General features: G+C 33.6%; 8 protein-coding genes. All 8 read left to right on the top strand.

The window, feature by feature from the left end; all coding sequences use genetic code 11:
* The first annotated feature begins 6 nt into the window (after positions 1 to 6).
* On the top strand, positions 7 to 3,384 hold the full coding sequence (locus H8S51_RS16900) for an SNF2-related protein (RefSeq protein WP_186899195.1): 3,378 nt from the start codon (positions 7 to 9) through the stop codon (positions 3,382 to 3,384).
* Positions 3,381 to 5,792 carry a DEAD/DEAH box helicase gene (locus H8S51_RS16895; RefSeq protein WP_186899194.1) on the top strand — a complete coding sequence of 804 codons (2,412 nt, stop codon included), beginning with the start codon at positions 3,381 to 3,383 and terminating at the stop codon, positions 5,790 to 5,792. Before H8S51_RS16900 ends, H8S51_RS16895 begins: the two co-directional genes overlap by 4 nt.
* A gap of 14 nt (positions 5,793 to 5,806) precedes the next feature.
* Complete coding sequence (locus H8S51_RS16890) at positions 5,807 to 6,595, top strand: hypothetical protein (RefSeq protein ID WP_186899193.1); 789 nt, start codon at positions 5,807 to 5,809, stop codon at positions 6,593 to 6,595.
* Positions 6,592 to 9,699 (top strand): ATP-binding protein, encoded by a 3,108-nt coding sequence (locus H8S51_RS16885; protein ID WP_186899192.1) that lies wholly within the window; start codon positions 6,592 to 6,594, stop codon positions 9,697 to 9,699. The genes H8S51_RS16890 and H8S51_RS16885 overlap by 4 nt, the downstream gene beginning before the upstream one ends.
* Position 9,700: 1 nt before the next feature.
* Positions 9,701 to 10,381, top strand: a complete 681-nt coding sequence (locus H8S51_RS16880) for a hypothetical protein (RefSeq protein WP_186899191.1) — start codon at positions 9,701 to 9,703, stop codon at positions 10,379 to 10,381.
* 76 nt (positions 10,382 to 10,457) lie between these two features.
* Positions 10,458 to 11,528, top strand: coding sequence for a DNA sulfur modification protein DndB (gene dndB, locus H8S51_RS16875; RefSeq protein WP_186899190.1), 1,071 nt, complete (start codon positions 10,458 to 10,460; stop codon positions 11,526 to 11,528).
* Between the two features lie 10 nt (positions 11,529 to 11,538).
* On the top strand, positions 11,539 to 13,038 hold the full coding sequence (dndC, locus tag H8S51_RS16870; RefSeq protein WP_186899189.1) for a DNA phosphorothioation system sulfurtransferase DndC: 1,500 nt from the start codon (positions 11,539 to 11,541) through the stop codon (positions 13,036 to 13,038).
* Between the two features lie 3 nt (positions 13,039 to 13,041).
* Positions 13,042 to 14,988 carry a DNA sulfur modification protein DndD gene (gene dndD / locus H8S51_RS16865; protein WP_186899188.1) on the top strand — a complete coding sequence of 649 codons (1,947 nt, stop codon included), beginning with the start codon at positions 13,042 to 13,044 and terminating at the stop codon, positions 14,986 to 14,988.
* Position 14,989: the final 1 nt, after the last annotated feature.

Genomic DNA, 14,989 nt, shown 5'->3' with positions numbered 1-14,989 from the left:
GGGAACATGTTCAAAGAGGGAATGTTTGTAAGATGCCCAATTGACAAGGAATATCCAGATGATCCGCGTTTGTTTGCTACAGGAAAAATTATTAGTGTCGATGAATTTAATGAATGCGCACAGATAAAATTTTATGATCCTTATGGATTTAAAAAGTACTTTGAATATATCCCAGATGTAGTTGATGATGCTCCTCTAGAAATGTTAGATCATTGCCACTTATTTAAAGATTCTATTGTTAAATATGGTAGAAGAGATGCAACAGTTATTGAATACAAGCATAAAAAAGATGATTTGACCGAGTATTATATTCAGACTAATGATACTAAGGAATATCTTCATGTTGATGAAACTAAAATAATAGCGTCTTTTTTCTCTGGAAGTGCAAATCCTGAGCATCAGCTTGAAAATTACGAATTTCAAAATCCGTGCTGGTATTTAGGACGTCAAATTGTAAAAGAAACTATGAATGTGCTTGATAATTCTATATTTGGTTTTAAGGAGTTAGCTGGTTGTAAGATATATTTAAAAGCATTTCAGTTAAATACAATTATGCAATGTCTTCAAAGTGAACAATGCAGGTATATGCTTGCAGATGAGGTTGGGCTAGGTAAGACAATAGAAGCTTGTGCCGTATTAAAAATATATTTGAGCAATAAAGCAAATCAGAAAGTTTTAATAGCTGTTCCTAATGCACTAGTTGCACAATGGAGAACAGAGTTATTGTTTAAATTTGGAATTATTGAAGGAAATAATGAAAATGGAAACAACGTTCAATTAATAGCGGTTGAGCAAGTTCATGAAGTACTGGCCAAGCAGAAATGGAACTTTGTTGTTGTCGATGAGGTTCATAATTACCTAAAGAGTGAAAAATATTATGAAAGAGTCCATGCATTAAGTGTTAACGCAGATAATATTATACTTTTAAGCGCTACGCCGATTCAACAACGACAAAATGAGTATCTATCGCTGCTAAGGCTGATTTTACCTGATAAATATGATGATATTAGTTTAGATGACTTCACTTGTTTAGTTGAAAAACAAAAGAAGATTTCAAGATTAGCGCATGAATTACTTGATGAGATAGATAGTTTTAAAAATGAAATATTACCAGAGGTTGAATCGGATAATCCATTAGATGATGAAGATGTGCAGGATGGATTAGAAGAAATTTGTGATAATTTAGATAGCATAGCAGATATTATTGGAGACCATAAGCTTTCGGAAATGGTTGAAGCAGTTGATACCACATCTCAAGATTTTGGTATTTATGCAATTCAAGTCATTATTTCTTATATTTGTGATAACTATCAAATTGAGAGAAATATTATAAGAGGCAGGAGAGCTGTGCTAGGAGTCTATCCAAATGCCCCAGACGGGGAATTTTCTGAGCGAAAACTAGAAGAAGTAACATATTCGATTAATGAAGAAGAGAATTTTTATGAAAATGAAGCACATAGAACGCTTACTGAATGGATTGTATCTCAACAATCAGAATTAGATGCAGAAAGAATTGATAGAGAGATAAAACCTATTCTTGAGGCTTTTTTTAGCTCTGCTTGGGCATATGTATCCAGGCTAGAAGAGGCAAAGAAAATAGGTGCTTCTATTCCTAATGATGTTTTTACTAGTGCTAACAGATGGTTGGAGGATGAAAAAACTGTATATAAGGATCTAGCCAACGCTATGGATGATGTGGAGTCACATCCATCTAGATTATTAAAATTAATTAACTTTATTGATACAGCGTTATTTGGCGAAAAAATAGTTGTATTTACTGATCAACCGGAAACCTTTGAAGTGTATTGCGATTTGTTGCAATCAGCATTTGGTGATGAAGTTACTTGTTTTGGGGCTAGTATAGATGAAACGGAGAATGAAATTAATATCTATAGATTTCAGTCAGATGATGATTGCAAAATACTTATATGCGATAAGACTGGAGGCGAAGGTAGAAATTTACAGATAGCTGATTATGTGGTGCATATTGACTTGCCATGGAATATCAATAGCATTGAACAGAGAATTGGACGACTAGATAGAATGGGGCGTGATGTTGAAAAGCCAGTGACTTCTGTTGTAATTCATTCTATTGATACATATGAAGATCAATTATTTAAACTTTGGAATGAAGGACTAAATGTTTTTAGCCAGTCATTAAGCGGGCTAGAGATAATTATGAATGACATAAATAACAAAATCACAGAGTCAATAGGTAGTGATTTTGAGTATGGATTATATAGATTAATTCCTGAACTTATCGAGGAATCAAAATCCATGCGTGAAAGTGTACATAAAGAGCAAATTTTTGATACAGCAGCCCTGCGTTTTAAGCCGCTTTATCTGCAATTGAAAAAATTATTATCTAATTATCAGTTTAATGAGAATAAGCTCTTCGCAGATACTATGATGAGTTGGGCTTCCTTGGCAGGGTTTGGAAAATTGAATCATCAAAAGGATAGTAGTTTTGTTTCGTTTGATGAAAATAATTTTTCGCTCAAGTCTGCACAGAATTCATTCCTTATTCCACCTAATTGGAATAACTATCTGTCAAAAAAGCAGAATGAGGTAGCAATACGAGTCCAAAGAGGCTTGGAAGAACGAAAGGAAAGGAATACTACTCATTCTGACCGGATGATAAAAGGATCATTTGATCGAGATACCGCGATTAAAAATGACTATATTCATTTTTATGCTCCAGGAGATGAAGTTTTTGACTGTATTGTTGATAATGCAATGCATTCTTATCGAGGCATGTGTACGGCGTTCGCTGCACTTTCTAGTATGGACTGGAAAGGTTTTATATATACTTTTTCAATAGAGCCTAATGAAAGAGCACTACTCGAAGAAGGGGTATCATTATTTGCATTAGGCCAATTTAGACAGTATTTGTCTAGTTCGATACAAGTGGTTCCGGTAGCTTTTTCAACGTATGCAGATGTTCAAGAAAAAATGGTAATATCTGAGCATAAAAGATTATGTAAGATGGGATATTTTAATCAATCCGATGAAATTGAGCATCTGGGGCGAAGGGGCTACTCTGATGGCTTTATGCATATTTCACGCCAGTACAATTCTAGTAATTTGGATTGGTTCAAGGCTCAATTTGATGAAGAACAATGGAAAAAACTAGTAGAAAAAAGTGAGGAAATTGCTTTTAAAAAAGCAAGGAGCAGGTTTTTAAAGGAATCAGATTTAGAGGGTGCTAAAGAATTGATAAATCAAATTGTGTCTACGAAGGAGTCTAGGGAACGGTACTTTGGTACTACATCTGAGGAGTCAGTTGAAGAACTAAAGCATCAATATGAACTTATTTTTAAAAGCTTGGAAAAACCGATAATTCGATTAGAAGCGGCTTGTTTCCTTTGGTTGGTAAAAAAATGAAAATTAAAGAAATAATTGATCAAGTAGAAAAATTAATAAATGATAATTCGGACTTAAAATTTAATATTGAAGAGCCGTCTGACTCTGCAGTAGAGGCTTTTTTTTATAAAACAGCTCGCAGGTTGATAAATGCAAAAAAAGGGTATTTATCTGGATCCAGCGGATATTTAGACTATGTGATTGCGCTCCGTAACTTTATGTTAGTCTTTCAGACTCCTTTAGAAGTTAATTCTATTGATATACCAGATGGTAACTCTTATGGAATATATAAAAATGATGATGGGAAGTATTATGCTACGTATGATATACCGGCATTTATCAAAAATCAATCATTTGTTAGAGATGCGTTTATTAATATTGGAACAGAGGAGCCATTTGAGAAGACAAAGTACTTATTGAAAACGAATAATTTTGTAGAGTCTATTACAGGTTTTAAGTATTTTAAATCATTGGAACAGAAATTATGTGTTTATGGAGGTCTGAATACACCTTTAGGTTTTACATCTTTAGTATCTATGCCTACTGGAGGAGGAAAGAGCCTTGTTACTCAAACTTTAGCATATGAAAAGGAAGGTTTGACAATAGTAGTTGTTCCTACGGTATCACTTGCTATAGATCAGGAACGCGTTGCCAAAAAGTATTTAAAGAATTCAAAGGAAAATGAAATATTTAGTTATTACAGCGGAATAAAAAATTTTGACGAAATAAGAAACGCACTAAAAAATAAAACTGTGAAATTGCTTTTCATTTCTCCTGAAGCATTAATAAAAAATGAGCAATTCCAGAAGCTTATAAATGAAGCTAATGATAGGAAGTACATAAAGAATATCGTTATTGATGAGGCTCATATTGTAGTTGAATGGGGCGATTTTTTTAGAGTTGATTATCAATGCTTAAGTCCATGGAGAAATGAATTATTAAAAGTGACACCAGAAATTCGAACATTTCTTTTATCTGCAACATTTCAGGATGATACAGTAAAAATCCTTAAAAGAATGTTTTCAGAAGAAGGAAAATGGATTGAAATTAGGTGTGATTCCTTGCGAAAAGAACCAAGGTTTATTTTTGATAGAGCCAAGAGTTTTTCTGAAAAAAAGAAAAAGGTTCTTGATCTTGTAAATAAGTTGCCTAGACCGATGATTGTCTATGTGAATGCGCCTTATGAAGCAAAAAAGTGGAAGCAGATTTTGGAAGCAGAAGGTTATGGAAATGTACGAACTTTTACTGGTGAGACCAAAACTGCTGAGCGAAATGAGCTAATTGAGCAATGGGCTAACGATGAATATGATTTAATGGTTGCAACGTCGGCTTTTGGTGTGGGTGTAGATAAGCCTGACGTCAGAACAGTTCTTCATCTATATGTACCTGAAAGTCCAGATTCTTATTATCAGGAACTAGGACGTGGAGGTCGTGATGGATTAGCATGTTTAAGCGTAATGTGTGTTACAAATGAAGATATTAGTTATGCATCTGATCATTTAAGCAAAGTATTAACAACTCCTAAGCTATGGGGAAGATGGTGGAGTATGCTTTATAATCCTGTAAATCAATGGCAAGGGGGACTAATTGCAATTATGGCTTCGACAAAGCCTAATTATAACAAGATTAATTATTTTGAAGAGGGAAATGATACTGACGAAAAGTGGAATATTAATGTTCTTCTACTTCTAAGTAGATATGAGTTAATAGATATTGTAGGTTTAGATATTGATCATTCTAATAGGTATATCTTTACAATCAAGATTAATAATGAACTTATAGTTCAAGATAATGAACAATCACATGCTTTGTTTGATTCTATTCGTGAGAAAGAGTCAAATAAGGCAGTAGCTGCATTTAGTTTAATGAATGAGGCTATAAACAAGAACGATAGATTATGTTGGTCTGGTATGTTTTATGAAACATATCCTCTTGTTTCAGAATATTGTTCTGGATGTAATGCTCATGAGAATGTAGAAAATGATGAGCTTAATAGATTCCCTCTTTTGATAAATGTTACTGGTCCAGAGAAGGAAATTTCAGCAGAAATAGAAGACTTTTTTTCTGATACAAATGAGGCATTGATTATTACTAAAGATAAAATAAGTAAAATAATAGATCGGTATAAACCAGATGTAATTGTATGTGATGAGGAAATTATAGTAAATAATAATAATCCATATATGAATTTAATGAATTACACGGAATGTAAAGACCTTCAAGCAAGGGATAATGGCTTTTATATTTCTGGTTTAATAATGCCAATTTACAGCGATGATGATGAATTGGCTAGAAAACAGTATCAAATAATAAGTAGGGTACTTAATCGATATAAACATGTAATTCATGTTTCAAATTGCGATTTTTGTGTATCCATGGCAAATGGAAAAAATATATCCGATGTTGTAAGTGGGTCGGTAATTAAATAGGGAGGCTATAGAAGATGTTTACTGGAAATATGGTTACTGAAGCTATACCAGCTAGAGTTTTTTCTTTATACAAAATAGTGACGAGTAAAAAAGAAATAGCTAGAAATGAGGTTCAATCCTTGATGGAACCGTCAGAAATATATGAGGGCTCCTCATACTTTTCTTCGATAATTAAGGCTGCAATTGAATTAAAAATTGTGGATATACAAGATAATATAGTTGTTCCACTTGTTCCTAAGGAAGAAATGAAAAACATTGAAGATTTCCGATTATATGCTATATCTAAGATTAATTCTTTTGAAGCAGAACAATTCTTCAAGGTAACTAATTGTATAGTTAATATTAATGAACGGATATATAAGCATACACTTACTGATACAGCATTGCTTAACGAATTATCTCGGGAAACTGGCACTCAAATTACAGCTCCGATGATTAGAGGATGGAGATTTTGGGCACAGTTTCTTGGTTTTGGATATATGAATAATATGTCCTTTTTGCCTAATGCATATGTTTTTGTGAAAAACGTTTTAAGGCTTATGAATTTAGAGAAAAATAAAGAGTATGAAATAGACGATTTTATGCTGATGTTTGACGCATATGGCAAAATAATAAGTGGAAATCTTGCAAAAGAACGTAATATGAATATCGCATTATCAAGTGCTTTGAGAGAATTGCATGATAATAAAGAAATAGAACTTAAATACCGAAGTGATGCTGAAAAACGATGGATTTTATATCCATCTGTAGAACAGTTTAATGATCAAATCGCCTCAATAGTTTATAAAGGAGTGAAAAAATGAATATAGAAATTGCTTTACAACGATATAAGGATGTTTTCCTTCCTGATGTAATAGACAATTCGCAGGGGGACTTTTTGGCAAAACATGTTCCAATGCGGAATTTGCTTTTAATCGACCATGATGAACCGACAGATAATGATAAGAAAAATCCACTGACTGAGGAAGATATATATGAGAGAGTTTTTTCTGCAAGAGATGATGACCAATTTGTTCTTGTTAAAGGTGCCAGTGGAGCAGGAAAATCTCATTTGATTCGCTGGTTTGAGTCTATGCTTCAGATTCATAAGCAAGACAATGAGATTGTATTGTATCTACGTAGAGCAGATAATACGCTTAAAGGTACAATCAAACAGTTGGTTGAGCTGGAAGAGATCAAAAATCTTCCTAATACAAGTCTATATAAGAAATTGGCTTCTGCATCGACAACGATACCTGAGCTAGAATTGAAAAATACTATCTATTATTCGTTCATTAATTTGATAGAAAGCGATGATGGAAAAGCTGGTGAAGACGAAGAAAGAATTATAAGTAATGTTGATCGCAAGCATTTTATTGCATTGCTTCAAAATTCTATCTTTAAGGACAGGTTAATGGATACCAACGGTCCGATAGATAGAATTTACAATAAAATTGCAGAAAATAAGACTTTTGAAATAAATGATCATGCTGCTGAATTCGAAATAGAAGATTTTGAAATAGACTCTGAATTTAGAACAGCACTTATTAGTGTTGGAGCAGATGAAAAGGCAAGAAAAATTGCTGACAAAATGCTTGATAATGAGGAGTATATATCAAAACTAGTTATTTACATTAATAAATTCCGCGAACGTGTAGTGCAGCGTTGTACAGGTTTGGAACCGGGGGATTTAAGAACTGTAATAGAAGAAATTAGACAAGAGTTATATAAGAAAAATAAAGTGTTGACTATCTTGATAGAAGATATTACAGCAGCTTCGGGGGTTGATGATTCCTTATTAGATGCACTTTTGACGAATAAGCGAGGGTATACGGATAAAAAACTTTGCAGAATTAATTCTATTGTTGGTGTTGCAGATGGTTATTATCGTGATGACTTCCGTACTAATACAAAAGGCAGAATAAAAAAGTTTATTATTGTTCCAGATGAAATGTTTAATGGTGATGATGATGGACTAATTGAATTCTTTGCTAGATATTTGAATACGGTTTCGCTGGATACAAAAACAATAGAAGCTTGGCTGAAAGAGAAGGCACCTGCTGATAGATATCCTATCCATGAAGTAACTTTGGGCCAAAATTGGGATAGTTATCAATTGGGTGATACTAGTATAAACATTTTTCCTTTTACTAGGCATGCTATTTTATACCTGTATCAAAAGCAAGATGTTACTTTGAGAAATCCTAGAGCAATTATGAGAAACTTGATTGAACCATATGTGAAGGACGCAATTGAGTCATTGGATACATATCCAAGTAGAAGAACGACGCTTACGGGAATTAATCCAAAGCTACAAAACAAAATTTATAATGATACTGAGCTTGAGGATGACATTAAAATAAGACTGACTCAATTTATGTATATTTGGGGAAATGGTAGAGATGAAATTTATGAAGAAAATGGCATCCGATATATAGCAGGCATAGCCGAATCAGTATATAAGGAACTCGGGTTGCCACTAATTGACGGTAAGGCTGTTTCAAAGCCCAAAGTATCTATAACAGCAGAAGTAACAGTGCCCGAAAAGAAAGTTAATCATAACGAAGTAGTTAATGTTGAAAAAGAAAATGAGCAAGTTGCTGTAGCATTAAAAGAGGTTGATAAATGGATTGAAAATAAAGACTATAAACTAAGCATCGGTGCTACAACTAAGAATGTAAGAGCTCTGAATGATGCAAGAAAGAATATTAATGATTTTTTGTATAGTGTAATTGATTGGACGTCAGAGGGTGTACCTATAGATGCAATGGTTAAGATTAAGAACACGTCATCGAAGTTCCTTGTTGCATTTGAACGGCAAACGATGAATAGTGATGCTGTAGTTTTATTACCTGCATCGATAGAATCACGAAAAATAATTGAAGCCTTTGTTAGATGGAGTGAGGTTGGAAATAAGTCGTGGGACTTTCCAAATGGTACAGATTACTTATACAGAGTACAGAAATGGACCGAGAGCATAAAATCTTTATTAGTAGATTCTATATTGCATTATGATAATAAGACTGCAGATTATTTTTCTTATGCTACGGCTGCGGAGTTTTATCATTTAATATTAAATGGTAGTTGCAAAAAATATCAGAATCCAACTAATTTCGCACCAGACATATTGCTAAAGAAAAAAGAAACTGTAGATTATAATAATGGGCATACAAAGGCATGGAATGACTTGTTAAAAATAACTAGCGGAAGTGATGGTGAAGACGCAAGAAACTGTGTTTTACAGTATTATAATCTACCTCAAGGTACATCAATTACTTCTACTAATTATGAATATGATTATACAGCTTTTTCAAAGGCGGTTAGGAAAGTAATAAATACAAGATTGGAATACTCTGATGTAGATTTACAATTAGATGATCCGGTAAAAAAGAGAAGAATATATAGTGAATATCTGAAAAAGATAATGGATAGAGTTCCGACGGTGGTTGAAGAAGAACGGAGCTTGATAAAAAAAAGCATTGAGGTTATAGAAAGCCTTATTGATTTAGATGATGTCGATGATGAAGATGATATCAAAGAGATTGTCGATTCTATAAGGGGATTTTATAATCGTGCGAATCAGAGTCATATTGGTGCTGCGGTACGGATGGACAATGGATTGTTGTTATCATGTAAGAAAAATGCTGCTATTATTTTCAGTGCTATAAAAAATGGAAAGCAAGCTTTGGAAGATTGTTCGCTTGTAGAATCACTTATACGTATGAGCAAAGATCCATTGAATGGACTAAAGCCATTTGTAGACCTTCTTTCTAAAACTAGTGCGGACCTAGAAAAGGCTGATCAAGAGATCAATACTAGATTGCAAACTGCAATTGGAGATGGTAACGATGAAACTACTGAAGAATATAAGGCGGAAAAGGATAAGCTAAAGGAGTGTAAGAGTATGCTTGAGGAGGTGAAGGAATAATATGCTATTAGATGATTTAAGTAGCACTATAAAACGACTTTCTCAACTAGATAAGAAAGAATCTGCTATTCAAAATGCTGCTAAGAAAGCACAGAATGATAGTGAATTTTCGTTACTGACTTCGGATTACTATGATTGTATGCAAAAGTTAAAATATGCACATGATGAATTGGGATATGTTTTGTCAAATGACAGCTATGATTTATTAAGTGATAGTTTAACGAAATTGGAAGATACCATTGATGCTGGTGTGGTTGATGAAGAATTATTGCGGGTAACTAAGCAGCAGATAAATAAAAAACTAAATCAGGCACTCTCGAAAGAATGGCGGGAATTTCATAGTAAGAAAACGAATAGTGTAGTTGGAAAGCTTGCAACAGTTGGAAGCTTAGCTTCAGACAAAGATCATATTAATACTATTAGAGATAATATTAATGATAGTGCAGATTGGAATGCTTTATCTAATAATATTAATGCGACTACAACAAAAATCATGCGTTTTAAATCTAGTATTGATGAGGTAGACAAGATAGAGGAAGAACTGAATTTAAATGATGAAATAAAGCGTTTTATTACTCTTGTTACTCGCGGGAAGGCTAAAATTACTGATTTGAATGACGAAATTATGGCGTGGATAGAGAACGAAAATCTCGCAGATAAATTTACAATTAGATTTAAGTAGATTTGTTGACACAGCATATACTCAAGGATATACTTAAGTAGGTACTTAAGTATATCCTTTTTATTTTGGAGGGAATATGGATTACGTATATAGATTTCCGGTAGTTAGAGGAATTCAAGCTGGTTCAGAGTATTATATTGCGATGGTTCCGTTGAAGATGCTGTCAAAATTGTTTTCAACAGATGAGGAAGAGTATATCCCACCTGAGTATAGAGCACAGCGTAGACTAAATGAGAGCAGAATACCTGTAATAAGTAAGTATATTTTAGACAATCGCGAAAATTATGTTTTCTCCGCGCTTGCTGCATCTATAGACGGCGAGTTTGTGTTTAAGAATAATAAGACTAACGATGATACTGGAATATTAGAAGTATCGATGGATGCGCATTTTCTTATAAATGATGGTCAGCATAGAAAGTCGGCAATTATGGCTGCATTAAAAGAAGACAAGTCACTAGAAAATGAGACAATTTCAATAGTTTTTTATGCAGATAATGGACTTGAAAGAAGTCAGCAGATCTTTACTGATTTAAATAAAAATGCTGTAAAGACATCGAATTCTATTTCTGAGTTATATGATTCAAGGGATGAAATGGCTGTTATAACGAGAAATGTGATTTGGAATAATGAATTTTTAAATACCTACACAGATAAAGAAAAAGATATTTTAGGTAAGTATTCTTCAAGCTTGTTTACACTTAACACATTTTATACAGCTAATAAAACTATAGTAGGAAGAACTATAAAAAAAGATACAGAAAAGTTCTTATTGGACTATTGGAATAATGTTGTTGAACATATGGCTCAGTGGCAGGAACTTCAACATAGAGAAATTACAAAAGTTGACTTGCGCGAGAGTTATATTGCTACACAAAGCATTGTTATACAGGCTCTTGGGCGTATAGGAAATTATTATGTTTCACATCAGAGCGAAATGAAAGATGGATTACAGGAGCTTGAACGAATCAATTGGAGTAGAAGTGCTAAGCAATGGTATATGAGAGCCGTTGGAAAGAATGGACGGATTATTACTAGCAAAAAGGCAGCATTATTGATTTCCAATGTAATAAAAAAAGAGCTTGGAATCGCATTAAGTGCTGAGGAATTAAATGCTGAAGAAGCATTGAAGAAAACAATAAAAGATTAGAGGATTGAAAATGGCTATTACAAAGGAATTGATAGATGGACTAATTGTTACCATCCAGAATTTATATTTGGCGGACGATATTCCATGGATGGTTGGATATTCAGGAGGAAAGGATAGTACAGCAGCTGTTCAATTAGTATGGATGGCGCTGGAGAAATTACCTAAAAAGGATAGAAAAAAGCCTATACATATAATGAATACAGATACATTGGTTGAGTCTCCAGTTGTTTCTAAATGGGTTGAGAAATCTTTGGAATCAATGAGAATTGAAGCAGAGAAGATCGATTTGCCGATTATACCAGAAAGGCTAACACCAGATTACAATAACACCTTTTGGGTGAATTTAATTGGACGTGGGTATCCATTTCCTAGAATGAAGTATAGATGGTGTACTGATAGATTAAAAATTCAGCCAGTAAATAATTTTATAAAAAATAAAATAGCTGAGCATGGCGAAATAATATTGGTTTTGGGTACACGAAAGCAGGAGAGTTCGAGGAGAAATAGAACTATGACTAATCTCGAAAAGAAAAGGGTTCGAGAACTCCTTAGTCCTAATCCTACTTTAGCAAATGAACTTGTTTTTTCACCTATGGAAGATTGGACAGATGATGATGTATGGGCGTTCTTAATGCAGTATAAGAATCCGTGGAATTATTCCAATAAGGATCTTTTGACTATGTATAGAGGCGCTACGGCTGATAACGAATGTCCATTACAGGTTGATAAGTCAACGCAATCATGTGGTAAGAGTCGATTTGGATGTTGGGTTTGTACAATGGTCGAAAAAGATAAATCTATGGAAGCTATGATTGCTAATGATCAAGAGAAGGAATGGATGAGTTCGCTTCTAGAATTTAGGAATGAATTTGGTAATGAAGAGGGTGATAGAGAACGTAGAAGTTTCAGACGAATGAAGGGAAACCTTCAAGGAAACTATGGAAAGTTGTTTCATGGTCCATATAAGAAAGAAGTAAGAGAGCAATGGTTAGAAAGACTTCTTTCTATTCAAAAAGAGATAAATGAAAATGGACCTGAAGAGTTCAGAAGTCTTGAATTAATTCGATTAGAAGAATTGCAGGCTATTAGAAGAATTTGGGTAAATGATAAACATGAGTTTGATGATGCATTGCCAAGAATTTATGAAAAAGTTCTAGGAAAAGCTTTTATAGATCCTACTTGGCTTCACAATGAGAATTTCGAGTCAGAAGAATGGGATATTCTTAAGAAAGTTTGTAGTGAAATGTACCCGGAAGAGGAATTAGCTTTTGAAATGATGTACACACTGATTGATGTGGAGAATAAAGCTTCTGGCGTGAATCAAAGAAAAAACATTCTGGATGATATTAATAAAACTTTGGCGAAAACTTTCTATAAGGATGAAACTGATGCAACAGAGTACTACTCGAATATGATGGTACGAAAAAAAGAAAATGGCGGTAAATACAATGAAAAGTTTTTGGATTATCAACCGCTTGAAACAGAATTTGAAGATAACGAGGATGAATAATCAATGATTATTAAGAGATTACGATTGCATAACTTTGGAGTATATGCAGGGGATAATGAATTTTTGTTTACCAACAATAAGCCAATTGTTTTAGTTGGTGGAATGAATGGTCGAGGAAAGACTACTTTTTTGGAGGCGGTTCTTCTTGCATTATATGGCTCTAACTCTGTCGCATATACAGAGAGTAAAAAAAGATCTTACGCGCAGTATCTTAAGTCTTTTGTTAATAAGAATGCAGAAGATAAAAAGTGTGTTGTAGAATTAGAATTTGAAATTAATAATGGCTTGAAAGAAAACTATATGGTGAAAAGAGCTTGGAATAGCATTGATAAGAAGACAGAGGAAAGTATCTTTGTTTATAAAGATGGTGTCGCAAATGAATTCTTAACACAAAATTGGCCTATGTTTGTTGAGAATATTTTACCAAGTGCATTATCAAGCTTCTTCTTCTTTGATGGAGAAAAGATTGCAGAAATGGCAGTAGATAGTTCTAATAATCAGTTGAAAAATGCTATTAGATCTATGCTTGGCATAACTGTGTTGGATGTTTTGGAAAATGATATTCTAAGAAATATAAAGAAAATAAATAAGGAAGATATAAATGATAAATCTTCTGAGATGGTTCAAAAACTTCGAGATCAAAAGGATCAAGCAGTTGCTGAGTTAGAAGAGATTGATGCTGAATTAGAAAAACTTTCTCAGGTTTTAGTTGAGGATAACGATAAGCTTGAATCGTTGCATCAGTTGTATAACGCAAAAGGTGGAGATGCAGTAGAGCAGAAGCAAGAAATTATGCAGAGAAGAGCGGCATTAAAGTCTGAGTTGTTGGCTGAAGAAAATCTTTTGAGAGAAATTGCAGGTAATGAGTTACCACTGGTTTTGGTATCTGATTTATTAAAGAGTATAAAACTGCAAGCTACAGATGAACATAATGATACGATTATGAGAGAGGCAGTATTGCAATTAGATAACATTTTAGATGAATTTGTTAATGAATATCAGGGGGATACAAAGGCTAGTTTTGATTTCATTGACTATGTAAAAAAACGTCAAGAAAACACGCAAGAAGCTCCAGTTTATAGTTTATCAGAGCAGGCATTATTCCAGGCAAACAATTTAGTAGAGGGGCTTTTAGATTCTTCAAAAGTAGAGGCTAAAAGAATATTAGCTGAGAAAAAGAAGAAACAAAAGCAAATAGGAGAATTGGATAGTTATCTTTCGTTGGATATCAATGAGAAGGAACTTCAGGAAGTATATAAGAAAATTAAAAAAGCTGAGGAAAAACTGATTAAAGATCAAGTGAAAATGTCCTCTTTAGAACAAAAAAGAACTTCAGCAAATTCTAAAGTAATGGCTACTACATCTGAATTCAATAAATATGTTGAAGCCTATCTTGCAACAGCAGAATCACGAGATAGTGCAGAGCGTACTATCAAGTATTCGAATATAGCACTTAGTATTTTGGATAGGTATCAGGTTGAATTGCAGAAGAGAAAAACGGATATTCTGGCTGAAACAATTACATCTTGTTATAAAAAGCTAGCTAACAAGAAGAATTTAATTAATAAGATTGTGATGGAGTCAGATTCTTTAGCAATAAAGTATTTGTCGGAAGAAGGAAGGGAAGTTACTCAAGATTCTTTATCAGCTGGTGAGCAACAGTTGATGGTAATATCTATTCTTTGGGCGTTGGCAATATGTTCAAAGAAAAAGCTTCCTGTAATTATTGATACTCCGCTATCAAGGTTGGACTCGTTGCATAGAACAGCGTTAATTAATACGTATTTTCCAAATGCGGGAGAACAGACAATCATCCTCTCAACTGATTCGGAAATTGATAGTACATATTATGGTTTAATGAAAGATAATGTCGGAGACGAATTTACACTTAAGTACGATGAAAAAACAAAAAGTACCTCTATTGAACGGGGTTATTTGATTGGAGCGTAAT

Source organism: Roseburia rectibacter, assembly GCF_014287515.2.
In the GTDB taxonomy this organism is placed as follows: domain Bacteria; phylum Bacillota; class Clostridia; order Lachnospirales; family Lachnospiraceae; genus Roseburia; species Roseburia rectibacter.
Note: the sequence above shows the minus strand (reverse complement) of the source record. Positions and strands in the feature narration are given on the sequence as shown.